Origin of the sequence: Paraburkholderia bryophila (genome assembly GCF_013409255.1) — a bacterium.
In the GTDB taxonomy this organism is placed as follows: Bacteria; Pseudomonadota; Gammaproteobacteria; order Burkholderiales; family Burkholderiaceae; genus Paraburkholderia.
Genome location: NZ_JACCAS010000002.1, coordinates 1,698,002 through 1,712,730, shown reverse-complemented (window position 1 = coordinate 1,712,730; position 14,729 = coordinate 1,698,002). Strand labels below are relative to the sequence as shown.

At 62.7% G+C, this 14,729-nt stretch carries 11 protein-coding genes; 3 read left to right on the top strand and 8 right to left on the bottom strand.

Features of this window, described 5'->3' with window-relative positions; genetic code table 11:
* Positions 1-10: 10 nt before the first annotated feature.
* From scpB to GGD40_RS28785, 3 genes are read right to left on the bottom strand one after another with little or no spacing between them, the layout of a single operon-like run.
* Positions 11-811 (bottom strand): methylmalonyl-CoA decarboxylase, encoded by an 801-nt coding sequence (gene scpB / locus GGD40_RS28795; RefSeq protein ID WP_179745948.1) that lies wholly within the window; start codon positions 809-811, stop codon positions 11-13.
* The gene (locus GGD40_RS28790; protein ID WP_179745947.1) at positions 808-2,067 is read right to left on the bottom strand and encodes a CaiB/BaiF CoA transferase family protein; all 1,260 of its coding nucleotides are present in this window, start codon (positions 2,065-2,067) and stop codon (positions 808-810) included. The genes scpB and GGD40_RS28790 overlap by 4 nt, the downstream gene beginning before the upstream one ends.
* A 42-nt stretch (positions 2,068-2,109) precedes the next feature.
* Positions 2,110-3,438 (bottom strand): MFS transporter, encoded by a 1,329-nt coding sequence (locus GGD40_RS28785; protein ID WP_179745946.1) that lies wholly within the window; start codon positions 3,436-3,438, stop codon positions 2,110-2,112.
* A gap of 154 nt (positions 3,439-3,592) precedes the next feature.
* Between GGD40_RS28785 and GGD40_RS28780 the strand changes: the two genes are divergently transcribed.
* The gene (locus GGD40_RS28780; protein WP_179711111.1) at positions 3,593-4,510 is read left to right on the top strand and encodes a LysR substrate-binding domain-containing protein; all 918 of its coding nucleotides are present in this window, start codon (positions 3,593-3,595) and stop codon (positions 4,508-4,510) included.
* 36 nt (positions 4,511-4,546) lie between these two features.
* Here the strand turns inward: GGD40_RS28780 and GGD40_RS28775 are convergent, their stop codons facing one another.
* Positions 4,547-5,446 (bottom strand): DMT family transporter, encoded by a 900-nt coding sequence (locus tag GGD40_RS28775; RefSeq protein ID WP_179711113.1) that lies wholly within the window; start codon positions 5,444-5,446, stop codon positions 4,547-4,549.
* 159 nt (positions 5,447-5,605) lie between these two features.
* On the opposite strand from GGD40_RS28775, the gene GGD40_RS28770 reads away from it, so the two are divergent.
* Positions 5,606-6,523: a helix-turn-helix domain-containing protein gene (locus GGD40_RS28770; RefSeq protein WP_179745945.1), complete on the top strand. Its 918-nt coding sequence runs from the start codon at positions 5,606-5,608 to the stop codon at positions 6,521-6,523.
* A gap of 44 nt (positions 6,524-6,567) precedes the next feature.
* On the opposite strand, the gene GGD40_RS28765 is transcribed toward GGD40_RS28770, so the two are convergent.
* The 4 genes from GGD40_RS28765 to GGD40_RS28750 form a co-directional block, all read right to left on the bottom strand.
* Positions 6,568-9,588, bottom strand: a complete 3,021-nt coding sequence (locus GGD40_RS28765; RefSeq protein WP_179745944.1) for an FAD-binding and (Fe-S)-binding domain-containing protein — start codon at positions 9,586-9,588, stop codon at positions 6,568-6,570.
* 28 nt (positions 9,589-9,616) lie between these two features.
* Positions 9,617-10,366, bottom strand: coding sequence for a 2-keto-4-pentenoate hydratase (locus GGD40_RS28760; RefSeq protein ID WP_179745943.1), 750 nt, complete (start codon positions 10,364-10,366; stop codon positions 9,617-9,619).
* Between the two features lie 47 nt (positions 10,367-10,413).
* Positions 10,414-11,700, bottom strand: a complete 1,287-nt coding sequence (locus GGD40_RS28755) for an MFS transporter (protein WP_179745942.1) — start codon at positions 11,698-11,700, stop codon at positions 10,414-10,416.
* A 247-nt stretch (positions 11,701-11,947) separates the two neighbouring features.
* On the bottom strand, positions 11,948-13,168 hold the full coding sequence (locus GGD40_RS28750; protein WP_179745941.1) for a pyridoxal-phosphate-dependent aminotransferase family protein: 1,221 nt from the start codon (positions 13,166-13,168) through the stop codon (positions 11,948-11,950).
* A 161-nt stretch (positions 13,169-13,329) separates the two neighbouring features.
* Here GGD40_RS28750 and GGD40_RS28745 point away from each other — a divergent pair, with 161 nt between their 5' ends.
* Entirely contained in the window at positions 13,330-14,055 is a 726-nt protein-coding gene (locus GGD40_RS28745; RefSeq protein WP_035560730.1) for a GntR family transcriptional regulator, read from the top strand.
* Positions 14,056-14,729: the final 674 nt, after the last annotated feature.

The following is a 14,729-nucleotide window of genomic DNA, read 5'->3' as shown; positions in this document are numbered from 1 at the left end:
CCGAAAACCCTCACCTTCCCCCAAACACCGGCGCACGTCTCTCCGAAAACGCCACGAGCCCCTCCCCGAAATCCGCGCTCTCACACACCCGTCGACGCAACTCCGCTATCTGCTCCATCGCCTGCACGGGCATCGGCTGCATGTCTTCAAGGATTCGCAATTGCTCCTTCACCGCCTGGATCGCCAACGGCGCTTTGGCCGCTATGCCGCGCGCTATTTCAAGTGCCGTCGCCTCCAGTTTGTCGCTGTCCACCAAACGGTTGATCACGCCAAACCGCTCCGCTCGCGCAGCATCGAGCGGCTGCGCCGTGAAGAACATCTCCTTCAATACGTGAATCGGCACGTTGTTGAAAAAACGCAGCAAACCGCTCGTCGTGTACGGCAATCCTATGTTCGCCGGCGTCATCGCAAAACGCGCGCTCCCGTCCGTAATCACCATGTCGCAACTCATCGCCAAATCCACCGCGCCGCCCCACGCGGAACCCGACACCAACGCGATCACCACGCCCGGGTAAGCTCGCACGCGACGCAAAACCTTCTCAAGCGGCTTGCCATAAGCAATCGGGTCGCGGTCGTGTGCCAATTCGCCCAGGTCGTGACCCGCGCTCCAGACGTCCTGGCCAACGTCCGTGCCTAATATCACCACCGGGATCCGCTGCGCGGCCAGGTCGACCAGCCTTGCGTCCATCTGCTCCAATAGCCCCGCGCTGAGCGCGTTTCTTCGTGTCGGATAACTGAACGTCAAACGGGCGATTCGCTCGTCCACTATGTCGGCCGTTACCGAAAATGCTCCCGCTTCCGTCGTGCTCATTGCGTCACCCCCGCAGCGCGTTCCAATGCCCTCTGCTGCGAATAATAGTCGCCCGTTTGATGCACGGTTTTGGTCGCGAGCAGCGCGTCGATCGCGGTTGTGTCGAAACCGGCTTCGCGCAATACGTCGACCGTATGTTCGCCCAGCGCCGGCGGTGCGTGGCGGCTCGTGTGCTTCGCCAGTTCGCCCGCCTCGGTGGAACTCGTCACGGGTGTCACCACCTGGCGCAACGCACCGAGCGTTGGATGCTCAAGCGTTTCAACCAGCCCGCAATGCTGGACCTGCGGGTCGGCGAATACTTCGTCCAACGTGTTGATCGGGCCGGCCGGTAAACCCGCGGCAATGAACAGCTCCGTCCACTCGCGTTTGCCGCGCGTCTTCAAGCGCGCTTCCAGCATCGACTTCAATTCGTCGCGATGCGCGACGCGCGCTTCGTTCGTCGCGAATCGCGCGTCGTCCGGTAGCGCAGGCAGGTCGAGCAGTTGGCACAGGCGTAGCCACATGTCGGAGGTGATCGGTGCAAGGTTCAGCGGACCATCAGCGGTTTCGAATACGCCATACGGCGCAATCACCGAATGCGCGTTGCCCGTGCGGCGCGGAATGTCGCCGAGGCTCAAATAGCGCTGGCCATGCACGCTCAGCAATCCCACCAGGCTCGCCAGCAGCGACGTGCTCACGTGCTGGCCGCGGCCGGTTCGTTCGCGCTCCAGTAGCGCGGAGAGAATCGCCATCGCGAGCCACATGCCGGAGCTCAAGTCGCCGATTGCCGTGCCGGTGCGCGTCGGGTCGCCATCGGCGAAACCGGTCAGGCTCATCAGGCCGGAATAGCCCTGCGCGATCTGATCGAAACCGGGCCAGCCGCTCATCGGGCCATCCGCGCCGAACGCGTTGATGCTGCCCATCACGAGGCGCGGATTGCGCGCGCTCAGCACGTCGTAACCCAACCCCATGCTGTCGATAGTGCCAGGCTTGAAGTTCTCGATCACCACGTCGGCGCCGTCGATCAGTCGATGAATCGCGGCCAGCCCTTCCGGCTGCCGGAAGTCGATGCACACGCCGCGCTTGTTGCGGTTGCAGGACAGATAGTAGGTGCTCACGCCACGATCGAACGGTCCCCACGTGCGGCTCATGTCGCCGCTCGGACCAGGCTCGACCTTGATTACGTCCGCACCGAGATCGGCCAGCACCATCGAACAGAACGGCCCCGACAACGCGCGGCTCAATTCGACGACCTTGATTCCTTGTAATGCTTGCATGCAGTTCTCCAGCTAATCGACGATGACAGTTAAACGAGCACGCTATTCCGGCAACGTCTGATGACGCGTTTCAACCGCGAACGGCAAGATCAACAGCCCGATCACGAAGGCCGCCGCGGTCCACGCGATCGGCAAGCCGAGCGAGCCGTGCCAGTGAATCGCGGCGGCCAGCAGGAAGTTGACGCCCGCGCCAAGCAGGCGCCCCACCGACGCGTTGAACGCGAACGCCGTGGCGCGAATTCGCGTCGGGTATTGCTCCGGCAACCACAGCGAAAAGATCGCGAAGTTGCCGCCGAAAAACCCGAGGAACAGCAGTGAGCCCATGAACAGGTTGAGACCGTTCGGCAGATAGAAGACCCAGCCGAACGCGAACACGATCGACACCGCCATGCCGGCGAAATACGCGCCGAGCGCGAGCCGTCGGCCCACGCGCTCGGCGAGCCACGGCGCCACAAGACAGCCGAGAATCGTCCCCACCGCCAGCACCGCCGCCCCAATCGACGCGAGATGCACCGCGCCGATCCGGTCGATACCGGCGCGCGTCGCGAGCGTCACGACAGCGCTCGCCTCGTAGACCGAACCCGCCCACAGGCCGATGATCGCGACGCCCACCAGACTCGCGCTAGTCAGCGTGCGACGCAGATACGCCGGCGCGAAAATCTCCAGCAGTGGACGGCGAACCGGCATCGACGGCGCGCTCGTCTGGCCGACACCGTGGGCCGCCTTGCGCCACTGTCCCGGCTCCTTGACCCTGAGCACCGTGAAAATAGCGAGCAACGCGGGTGCGAGACCGCACAGAAACATCGCGCGCCAACCGTACGTTGCGCCGACCGTGTAGTTCAGCAACGCGGCAAGGAAGAAGCCCACGTAGTAACCCGTCTGCAGATATCCCGCGCCCATCTTGCGACGATCCTCCGGCCAGCTCTCAGCCACATAGGTACCAGCCAACGCCCATTCGCCACCCACGCCAATGCCGGCAATCAGCCGGAACGCGGCCAGCTCCCACACGTTGTGCGCGAACGCCGCCGCGCCGGTGAATACCGAGTAAATGAGGATGCTCGCGGCCAGCGTTTTCACGCGCCCGAAGCGGTCGGCAAGCGGCCCCCAGATGAACGACAGCCCCCAGCCGATCAGAAACAGCGCGAACAGAATCGAGCCATACATGCCGAGGTTGCCCGGCGTGGCGGCAATGCCCGAGGCGGGCAGCAGCTCGGTCAGCGCCGGGATCAGCACCAGCGCGTAGATGACGGAATCCACGCCGTCCAGCACCCATCCCGAGTAAACGGCCCAGAAACCGCCGATCTGCTCGCGGCTTAGGGGCGTGCGCCGAGGCTTGAGCGCCGGCGTCGATGCAGCGATCACTTTGGACATGCTTGTCTCCGTTTGAAGCGGCATCGCACCATGGGGACGGACACGCTTCGGTTTTTTGTGGTTCGAGTATAAGAACGCATCCGATAATCGAAAAATATGATATTTCTCTTGTTCGATCGGATTTTCTTATGGGAAGAGGGAGCGAGCGACGCGCATGGATCTGCGACAGCTAAGGTATTTCGTCAAGGTGGTGGAATGCGGCAACGTCACGCGTGCCGGCGAGGCGCTGCATATCGCGCAGCCGGCGATCAGCCAGCAGATGCGCAACCTCGAAGCCGATCTCGGTATGCAACTGCTCGAACGCAGCGTGCAGGGCGTCGCGCCGACCGCTGCGGGGCAGACACTCTACCGCCACGCGATCGAATTGCTGCGGCAAGCCGACAGCACCCGTGAACTGCTGCGTCAGGATGCCGAGCTACCGCAAGGCAAGGTATCGGTGGCGATGCCGTCGAGCACGGCGCGCATGGTCGCGATTCCGCTCGCGCGGACGATTCGCGACCGCTATCCGGGCATCGCGCTGGAATTGATCGAAGCACCGAGCGCGGATCTCGCCAACCTGATCGGCGGCGGACGCGTGGAATTGGCGGTGGTGGTCGATGCGGTCGAAACACGCGGCGTCGCGTCGCAAAAGCTGCTCAGCGAGGCGCTTTATCTGATCGCATGGCCGGAGTTTCAGATGCCGGACGAGCCGGTGCCGATCGCCGAGTTGGCGCGCATGCCGCTGATCCTGCCGAGCGCGCCGAATACGATACGCAGCCGCGTGGAGTGGGCGCTGCGCGAGGCCGGCCAGCCGTGCGAGATTCTGTTCGAGGCCAGCTCGACCGCGCTGCTGTTCGCGGCGGTGATGGCCAGGCTCGGCGTCACGATCCTGCCGTGGACCGCCGCGCATGTCGAACTCGACGAACACAAACTGAAGCTCGCCAAAGTCGATCACCGGCTGTTTTCGCGCGACCTGTCGCTGTGCTGGCACGACACGGCGTTGTTGAGCAACGCCGTGCAGAAGGTCAAGGCGACGATCCTCGAACTGTTCGACACGTTGGGAAGACGGCCGGAGTGGACGGCGGCGGATTAATTCGCCGCCGTCGGGTAAACCAAGAAAACGCAACGTTCAGGAAGCGCGCGTCCGTCGCATGAAAATGCGTCGCGTCAGATCGAACGCCACCAGATTGCCGGCCACCACGAGCAGCAGTCCGACCACGGCGAGCGCGGACCATTGGTAGCCCTCGAATACCGTCGACACCGCCAGCGCCACGATCGGGAACAGCACCGTGCAGTAGGCCGCCCGTTCGGGGCCCATGCGGCCGACCAGCATCAGATAAGCGGTAAAGCCGATCACCGAGCCGAAGATCGCCAGATAACCGAGCGCGCCGAGATAACGCACGGACGGGTCGACCGCAAACGACAAGCCGCCCAGCGCGCTGCCCACGGTCAACACACTGGCGCCGATCATCATCGCCCAGCTATTGGTGGCGAACGGATGCAGACCCATCGATTGCATGCGGCTCGACAGCAGATTGCCGGCCGAAAAACACAGGGTGCCGAGGAACGCGATGCCGAGTCCCAGCCACGCGGTGTGATCGCCGAGATGTCCCGCCATCTGCTGAACGAACAGACACACAATGCCGACGAGCCCCAGCATCGCCCCCGCAATCGCCGTGGGTTGCAGCGGCCGGCCCATGAACAGACGCCCATTGATCGAGTTCAACAGCGGCGCGGTGGAAAACACCACGGCCACGAGCCCACTCGGCACGACCTGTTCGGCGTAGTAGAAGCACAGAAAGTTGACGCAGAACAGCGCCAGTCCTTGCGCGACGAGGAATCGCCACGCGGCGCGCGGCGGCCAGATCGGCCGGCGCATGATGCGAAGCAACGCGAACAGCACCAGCGCGGCGATCCAGAAACGCCACGCGATCGAAACCGGCGGCGGCACCGACCCCAGTTGCCATTTGATGGCGATCCAGGTGGTGCCCCAGATCAATACGGTAACGGCATAAAGCGCCAGATTCATGGTCAAGCCTGCAGCAACAATGTCGGAAGCCCGACTATGCCCCCGCGCGGCGCGCCGCACTTGTCCAGGATTGCGCACTTTTTCGTGGTGGTCAGCGGCGGCGCAAGCATCCCCGTATACTGGCGCTCAGCCCGCTTTTAGAAGTATTCCGCCTATTCCGTGAACGCCAGACCGCCCGCCGCCGAGTTGAATCCCATCGAAACGCCGTTCGGCCTTCAATCGGTGTGTCACACGCTGGGCAGCTCCAACGCCAATCTGGATCGCTTCGCGTGGCTCGGCGACCGGCTCGCCGTCGCCGTCTGGACGCGCGAAACGAAAGAGGCCGAGACCGTCTACGACCAGCCCGGCCATCACACGTTGTCCTGCTATCTGGATGGCGGGTACCGCACCGAGCGGCAGAAAATGCCGGGCCATTACGGCGCGCCGTCGCGACTCTGCACCCTGCCCGGCGATCATGAATCGCGTTGGTGGGTGCGTGGTCACATGCACTTCATGCATCTGTACTTCCTGCCGGAACACTTCACGCAGCGCGCCGTTCAGGAGCTCGATCGCGAGCCGCGCGAACTGACGCTCGCCGATCGCACCTATTTCGAAGACGCGCGTATCGCCAGTCTGTGTCAGGCACTCGCCAATGAAGACTGGCAAGACCCCGACGGCCTGCTGCGCACCAACGAAACCGCGCACCAGGTGTTGAGTCTGCTGCTGCGTGCGCAAGGCGTGCGTCGCACCGACACGGCGCTTAAAGGCGGTTTGTCGGTGGCGACTCGCCGACGCTTGCGCGACTACATCGAAAGTCATCTTGCGCAGACGCTCACGCTTGGCGAACTCGCCGGCGTCGCGGCGCTTTCCGAATTCCATCTCGCGCGGATGTTCCGCACGTCGTTCGGTTTGCCGCCCGCCGCATGGATCGCGCAACAGCGGCTCGAACGTGCCCGCACGCTGCTGCGCACCACCGCGCTGCCGCTCGCGCAAGTCGCCGAACAATGCGGCTACGCGAACGCCAGCCATTTCAGCCATCGCTTTCGCGAGAGCGTCGGCGTGGCGCCGTCCGCGTATCGGCAGGCTGTCGCCGCCTGAAACGCGAGGCGGCTTGCCTCCTCGATCTAGCGTTAGCTTCAGCGTTATTTCAACGCCATTGCCAGCACGCGCGCCACATGGATCGCGTCGACGCCCGCGCCGTCGTGGATCTGATGCCGACAACTCGTGCCGTCGGCCACCATCACCGTATTGGCGTCGATCTTGCGCACCGCCGGCAGCAACGACAATTCCGCCATAGCCAGCGAGGTCGCGTAATGCTCGACTTCGTAGCCGAAGCTGCCCGCCATCCCGCAGCATGACGATTCCACCGTCGATACCTTCAGCTCGGGAATCCACTTCAACACGGTTTGCACCGGCGTGAACGCGTCGAAGGCCTTCTGATGGCAGTGGCCATGCACCAGCGCCTGCGACGTGGCCAACGGCTTCAACGCGAGTTGCAAACGCCCAGCCTTTTCCTCGCGCACCAGAAACTCTTCGAATAGAAACGCCTGCTTCGACAATTGCCGCGCCTCTTCGCCGAAACCGTAGTGCAGAAACTCGTCGCGCAACGACAGCAAGCACGACGGTTCCAGACCGATAATCGGCACGCCCCGCTCCACGAACGGCTTGAACAGATCGAGCATGCGCCGCGCTTCCTGCTTCGCCTGATCGACCAAACCCGCCGCGAGGAAGGTGCGGCCGCAACACACCGGCCGTTCGCCCTGGCGCATATTGAAATGCACCGTGTAGCCGGCGGCTTCCAGCACTCGCTGAGCGGCGCGCGCGTTGTCCGGCTCCATATTGTTGTTGAACGTATCGACGAACAACAGCACCTCTTTCAACGCGCCGCCTTTGGGCGGTTTGGCCGCCACTGCGTTCGACAGAAACGATTTCCTGAAGCGCGGCAAACTCCGCTCAGGCGCAAAACCCACGGCGCGCTTGAACCACGCCGATAGCACCGGCACGTTGTCGGCCAAGGCCATCAAACCCGGCATGCGGCTCGCCGCCCCGGCATAGTGCGGCATGAAGGCGACCAGCTTGTCGCGAAGTCGGAGCCCGTGCCGTTTGACGCGCGCCGCCCGTGCTTCGATCTTGAACTTCGCCATGTCGACGCCGGTCGGGCAATCGCGCTTGCAGCCCTTGCACGACACGCAGAGATCGAGCGTGTCCTTGACGTCGTCGCTCGCCAAACCCGCTTCGCCGAGTTGCCCCGAAATCGCGAGACGCAAGGTGTTCGCGCGTCCACGGGTGACGTGCTGTTCGTCTTTCGTCACGCGATAACTCGGGCACATGGTGCCCGCGTCGAACTTGCGGCAATGGCCGTTGTTGTTGCACATCTCCACGGCTTTCGCGAGACCGCCGGACAGATCGTTGCCGGTTCCCGGCGAGGTTTCCTGACCCGTGAGCGGATCGCGTTCGACATTCCACGCCGACCAGTCGAGCGCGGTGTCGATCCGCTGTTCCTGGTAGCCAGGCGCAAAGCGGAAATTACGCGTGTCGTCCATCTTCGGCGGACGCACGATCTTGTCGGGATTGAAGCGGTTATCCGGATCGAACAGCGTCTTGATCTCGCTGAACGCCTGGTTCAGACGCGGTCCGTATTGCCACGCCACCCATTCGCCGCGGCACAGACCGTCGCCGTGTTCGCCCGAATAGGCGCCCTTGTATTCGCGCACCAGCGCCGCCGCTTCTTCGGCAATCGCGCGCATTTTCACCGCGCCGTCGCGTCGCATGTCGAGAATCGGCCGCACGTGTAGCGTGCCGACGCTCGCGTGCGCGTACCAGGTGCCTTCGGTGCCGTAACGATGGAACACTTCAGTTAGACGGCTCGTGTACTCGGCCAGATGCTCGAGTGGCACCGCGCAATCTTCGATGAACGACACCGGCTTGCCGTCGCCCTTCATGCTCATCATGATATTCAGCCCGGCTTTGCGGACCTCCCACAACGCTTTCTGTTCGTTCGCGTCCGGCATCTCCACCACCGAATCGGGCAAGCCCAGATCGGCCATCAGTTCCGTGAGCTGTTTGAGCGACGCGCATTGCGCGTCGCGATCCTCGCCCGCGAATTCCACCAGCAGGATCGCCTGCGGCTCGCCGACCAGCGCTTTGCCGATCACCGGCCGGAACGCAGGGTTGCTCATCGCCAGATCGATCATGGTGCGATCGACCAGCTCCACCGCGACCGGCTTCAGCTTGACGATGTGCTGGGTCAGGTCCATGGCCTGCCAGAACGTTGGGAAGTTGACCACGCCAAGCATCTTATGCATGGGCAGCGGCACGAGCTTGAGCGTCAACTGCCGGCTGAACGCGAGCGTGCCTTCCGAGCCGACCAGCAGATGCGCGAGGTTCGCGAAACCGTCGTCGGTATAGGTGCGCGGGTTCTGGCAATCGAACAGATCGATGTTGTAGCCCGCCACGCGGCGCAACACCTTCGGCACCTGCGCGACGATTTCGTCGCGTTCGCGCTGGGCGATCCGCGTCACGCCGTCGAGTATCTGCTGCAAGCGCGCGCCTTGCGGCGCGTCGTGCAACGACGCGAAATGCGCTTCGCTACCGTCGGCGAGAATCGCGTCGATCGCCTCGACGTTGTGCACCATGTTGCCGTATTCGATCGAGCGCGAGCCGCACGAATTATTGCCGGCCATGCCGCCGATCGTGCATTGCGCGGCCGTCGAGACGTCGACCGGAAACCACAGACCGTGCGGCTTGAGCCACGCATTCAGATGGTCCAGCACGACGCCCGGTTCAACGGTGACCGTGCGCGCGTCGGCATCGAAATCGACAATGTTGTTGAGCCACTTGGTCGTGTCGATCACGAGCGCTTCGCCGACGGTCTGGCCGCATTGGCTCGTCCCCGCGCCGCGCGCGAGCAGCGGCACTTTCTCGCTACGGGCGATTTCCAGCGCGATGCGCAGATCGTCCTGATCGCGCGGCACGACCACGCCGATCGGCGTGATCTGATAGATCGACGCATCGGTTGCGTAACGGCCGCGGCTCGCCAGATCGAACAACACGTCGCCGCGCAACGACTTGCGCAGGTGCTGCGCGAGCGGCGTCGTCAGGCGTGCGGCAGAGGGGACCAGATGAATCGGCTTGACGAGCAAAGCGGAGGTGGGGTTCGTCATATCGTCTGCCTTTGGAAAAACGGGCTAGCTAGTACAGCGTCAGGCTGAGCGGCGCGAGGCCTTCAATGCGTCCGCTCGCGGTGCCCGCGTTCTGCGGAAAAAACATACCGGTATAGGAGCCCGCGGTGATGACCATGTCCGGCGTCACGGCAATACCACGCGACGTCGCGTGATTGACGAGCCACGTCAGCAAACGCCGCGGATCGCCGGCGGGGTTGGCGGGTGTTGTCTGAACCACGTCGTGAGCGTCGAAACTGAAACGCAGCGACGGCGCCACGAACGGAAAGTCCTCGCGATACGGCGTGAACTCGCCGACGATCAACGCGCCGTTGTTCTGCAAGTCCGCGAGTTGCGCGAGCTTGTCGATGTCGGGCCACGCCGCGTAGCGGCTTGAAACGATTTCGATCGTCGCGCCGATCGAGCCGATGCCCGCGCGCACTTCCGCTTCGCTATACGGCGTGGTGGAAGCGTCGAAGCGACGGCCGAAGCGAAACGCCACTTCCAGTTCGAGGCCCAACGGCGTGAAATCCGCACGCGCCAGCCGCGCGCCGTCGGCATGCATATCGACGGCGGGCAGCGGCGCGCCCTGGATCGGACCGCTATCCGACTTCGCGCCGATCTTCCAGCCGCCGATCCGTGCGCCGCTTGCGTCCAGCATCTCGTGCTGGATCGCGTAGGCCGCCTCGGCGTCGGCGGGGATAAGCTCTGGCGACAGCGCGTCGAGCGTGGTGTGGTTCCGGCGTGCGTCGGCGAGACGCCGGCTAAGTGATGTCGTCATATCGTGCTTGAAGCGAGGAGAGAAAACGGCGTCGTGTCGTCGGCTGGTTACGCGCCCAGACGGGTGGGCACCTGCCCGTTGTCCGCCGGATTGGCTGCGAATTTGCTCTCGGGCTGCATGCGGAACGCGAGCACCACGCCGATCGCCATCAACAGCATGCTGCCGACGAACGGCAACTCCCAGCTTCCGAAGTAGTCGATCAGGAAACCGCCCGCCACCGGCGAGATGATCGCGGCCAGTGCCGAGCCGGTGTTCATCATGCCGCTCGCGGTGCCGGAGAATTCCGGCGCGATGTCCATCGGGATCGCCCACATCGGACCGATCGTCATTTCAGCGAAGAAGAAGCCGGACGCGAGACAGGCCATCGACAGATACAGGTCGTGCGTAAACATCAGCGGGATCAGCGAGAGCAGGCAGAAGAACATGCAGACCGACACCATCCAGCTACGGGCGCGCTTCAGACTACCTGTGCGCTTGAAAATCCAGTCGGTCACGATGCCGCCGAGCGTATCGCCGAGCACACCGGCGAAAAACACCACCGAAGCGAAGATCGCCGACTTCGACAGTTGCAGGTGATAGCTATGCAGAAAGTACTGCGGAATCCAGCTCAGGAACAGCCACAAGGTCCAGCCGTAGCAGAAGTACACGATCGTGACCGGCCACATGCGGCGGAACAGTTTGCCCCACGGCACGCTGGCGGCTTTCGGCTTCGGCGCGGGCAGAATGTCGAGTTCTTCGGTCGTGATACGCGGATGATCTTTCGGATGCTCGGTGAACGTGAAGGCCCACACGGCGACCCACAACAGGCTGAACACACCGCAGATATAGAACGATTCGCGCCAGCCCCACGTTGCCATGACGAGCACGATCAGGCCGGGCGCCACCGCATTGCCGATCCGCGACGCCGCATGCGTGATGCCCTGCGCGAAGCCGCGTTTCTCTTTCGCGACCCAACGCGCCATGGCGGAAGTCGCGGCGGGAAAGGTTGCGCCCTCACCAAAGCCGAGCAACACGCGCGCGGCCAGCAGCGAGACCAGACCACCGGCAAAACCGGTCAGCAGGGTCGCGATGCCCCACACGGCGCCGCAAAACAGCAGCGTGCGTTTCGCGCCGAAGCGATCGCTGACCCAACCGCCGATAATCTGAAAGATCAGATACGGATACGCAAAGGCCGAGAACACGAGGCCGACTTCCGTATGCGAAAGGTTGAATTCCTTGCCGAAACCCGCAGCCGCCGTGCTGACGTTCACCCGGTCGAGGTAGGTGATGAAGTACATGATGCATAGCATCACTAGAACGATACCGCTCGCACTGGTCACACGAAACCGCTTCATCGTCTCTCTCCATTGCATGTGTCGACGGCACGCCTGAAATGGCGCGCTGCGTCGTTTCCCGTCAGCGGCGTAGGCTGAGGCGGGACCATCGCATGTTGTTCGGGCCGCGTCTCAGCGCGGCTTGGTGAGGGAAGTGCTCCCGCCTTCCCCGGCTGCGAGTTGCCTGGTGCTGGTGTTGTCGATTGCTTGTTGCTTTTTTTGCGCGGCCGCTGGGCAAATTGCCTGGCGGCCGCGCGTCTGGGGCGGCTTAGGCTGCCGCCTTCAAACCCGACGCCTTCGTCGGCTGGCTCAACCACTCCATAGCGGCAGGCAGGCCGCTTTCCTTGAGCGGCACACCCGCGAGCCGCAGACCCATTTCGCAGCCGGCCAACGTGGCCAGCAACATCAGGTCGTTGCAGTCGCCCAGATGGCCGATGCGGAACATGCGGCCTTTCATCTTGCCGAGACCCGTGCCGAGCGACATGTCGAAGCGTTCGTAGATAACCTTGCGCACCACGTCGGCATCGATGCCGTCGGGCATCATCACGCCGGTCAGCACCGGGCTATAGACCGACGGATCGGCGCACTGAATCTCCAGGCCCCACGCACGCACTGCGCGACGGGTCGCTTCGGCGAGACGCTCGTGACGGGCGAACACGTTGTCGAGCCCTTCGCCGAGAATCATGTCGAGCGCTTCGGAGAGCCCGTAAAGCAGGTTCGTATTCGGCGTGTACGGCCAGTAGCCCGCCTTGTTCATTTCGACGATGTCGGCCCAATCCCAGAAGCTGCGCGGCAGCTTCGCCTGCTTGCTGGCGGCAATCGCTTTCGGCGAGATCGCGTTGAAGCTGATGCCCGGCGGCAGCATCAAACCCTTTTGCGAACCGGACACGGTGACGTCGACGCCCCATTCGTCGTGACGGTAATCGGCACACGCAAGGCCCGAGATCGTGTCGACCAGCAGCAGCGCCGGGTGACCCGCGGCATCGATTGCGCGACGCACGGCAGCGATATCCGACGTGACGCCCGTCGACGTTTCGTTGTGCACCACGCACACCGCCTTGATGGTGTGCTGGGTGTCGGCGCGCAGACGCTCTTCGATCATCTGCGGCTGAACCCCGCGTCGCCAACCTTCGATACCCGGCAGTCCGAGAAACTCCGGCTTCAGGCCGAGGCTTTCGGCCATCTTTTTCCACAGCGTCGCGAAGTGGCCGGTTTCGAACATCAGCACGTGGTCGCCGGGGCTCAACGTGTTGGACAGCGCCGCTTCCCAGGCGCCCGTGCCCGAAGCCGGATAAATCACCACCGGCTGCTGCGTCTTGAAGATCTTCTTGATGCCGTCGAGCACCTGCAGACCTAGTTCGCCGAATTCGGGGCCGCGGTGATCGATGGTCGGGTAGCTCATCGCCCGGAGGATGCGGTCGGGCACCGGGCTCGGACCCGGGATCTGCAGAAAGTGACGGCCAGCGGGGTGAAAGTCTAATTTGAGCATTGGGCTCCTCCGATTGAATTTTGCATGCAAAAAACTATATCAGACGATCCGTGACACCCCCAAGACGAAATTTGACATTTTGGACCGGTGTTTACCCCCGCTCTTAACTAATCGGTGCGCTTCCGATAAAATCCGACGTAACACGATGTGAGGGCTTTTGTATGCAAAATTCGGATTTCGATGCGGGTGTGGGCGCTTCCCCGCTGATGCCGAAGGTCGAGCGGCAGCGGTTGCACGACACGGTGGTTGAGCACATTCGCCGGTTTATCGTCGAAGGGGTGCTCGAGCCGGGCAAGAAACTGAATGAGCGCGAGTTGTGCGAGACGCTCGGCATTTCGCGCACGCCGTTGCGCGAGGCGCTGAAGGTGCTGGCGGCGGAGGGCTTGATCGAGATCGAGCCGAACCGGGGCGCGTCGGTATCGAAGATGTCGGAGGCGGAGTTGCGCGAGACCTTCGAACTGATGAGCGGTCTCGAAGCGTTTTCCGGCGAGCTGGCGGCGGAGCGCATGACGGCGGCCGAGCTGGCCGAGATCAAGGCGCTGCATTACGCGATGCTCGCGTGCCGCACGCAGAACGATCTGGCCGGGTACTACAGCCGCAATCAGGCGATTCACGACAAGATCAATGAGGCGGCCAGAAATTCAGCGCTGCGACAGACTTACGTCGCGGTGAACCGTCGTTTGCAGGCGCTCCGGTTCCGGTCGAATTTCCAGATCCCGAAGTGGGATAGCGCGATTCATGACCATGACGAGATGCTGAAGGCGCTTGAAGCGCGCGACGGCAAGAAGCTCAGCGCGATTCTTCGGCAGCACTTGCTTGATAAGCGGGATGCGGTTTTGCAGGTGCAGTCGCGGGAAGATGTGTCGGCGTCGACGTTTAAGGCTTAGGGTGGTGAAGCGGTGTTTGGGGTCGGCGTTGGTGGGTACGCCGACGCTGTAGCTGGACTTGAAAACTTAACTTGTCCACGTAAATTGTTCGCAAGGCTGTGGATAACGGTCTGACATGGCGGGTAAGTGGTTGATGCGGCAGAGATATCGCCTGGCGGCTCATGCGTAAGCATCACGCGTCATTGCAGGCTCGACGACGCTCAAATAGGCGCCTCGCGGGTATCTTGTCCAAGACTCCGAACATGTTCCTCCAGTTGTCCACAGAATTTGTTGGCAAGGCTGTGGACAACACCCTTGAAACAGCGCCAAGCCATTGACGCAAATACGCTTGTGCAAATCGATGCGTCGGTCAGCCCATAGCGATCTGTTTCTGCTTCCCTAAATCGTCTTGACGAGTATTACCGCACTCTCGATGAGCGCTTAAAGCGTCCGCTGAGTGCTGCCGCCACTTCGCAATTCCTAGTCGTTACGGTCAGCTCCCCGCCTATTTTTGTTCTTCTTTGGCTGTGTCATCACCAGACCTTCTGGCGCAAGATCTGGGTAAGCTCTCCATAGCGGTTCAAGAAGAAGGTATAGCCCACCTGCGACTCTTCCAGCCTCCGAACGAAAGCCCTCAAACTCCGTTTTCGAGCATTTTTCCTGAACTATTCTTATGGCGTTCTCCACAGAATTGA

Excerpts from the sequence above, each read along its gene's own strand:
- scpB (WP_179745948.1), bottom strand. The coding sequence starts at position 811 with ATGAGCACGACGGAAGCGGGAGCATTTTCGGTAACGGCCGACATAGTG.
- GGD40_RS28790 (WP_179745947.1), bottom strand. The coding sequence starts at position 2,067 with ATGCAAGCATTACAAGGAATCAAGGTCGTCGAATTGAGCCGCGCGTTG.
- GGD40_RS28785 (WP_179745946.1), bottom strand. The coding sequence starts at position 3,438 with ATGTCCAAAGTGATCGCTGCATCGACGCCGGCGCTCAAGCCTCGGCGC.
- GGD40_RS28780 (WP_179711111.1), top strand. The coding sequence starts at position 3,593 with ATGGATCTGCGACAGCTAAGGTATTTCGTCAAGGTGGTGGAATGCGGC.
- GGD40_RS28775 (WP_179711113.1), bottom strand. The coding sequence starts at position 5,446 with ATGAATCTGGCGCTTTATGCCGTTACCGTATTGATCTGGGGCACCACC.
- GGD40_RS28765 (WP_179745944.1), bottom strand. The coding sequence starts at position 9,588 with ATGACGAACCCCACCTCCGCTTTGCTCGTCAAGCCGATTCATCTGGTC.
- GGD40_RS28760 (WP_179745943.1), bottom strand. The coding sequence starts at position 10,366 with ATGACGACATCACTTAGCCGGCGTCTCGCCGACGCACGCCGGAACCAC.
- GGD40_RS28755 (WP_179745942.1), bottom strand. The coding sequence starts at position 11,700 with ATGAAGCGGTTTCGTGTGACCAGTGCGAGCGGTATCGTTCTAGTGATG.
- GGD40_RS28750 (WP_179745941.1), bottom strand. The coding sequence starts at position 13,168 with ATGCTCAAATTAGACTTTCACCCCGCTGGCCGTCACTTTCTGCAGATC.
- GGD40_RS28745 (WP_035560730.1), top strand. The coding sequence starts at position 13,330 with ATGCAAAATTCGGATTTCGATGCGGGTGTGGGCGCTTCCCCGCTGATG.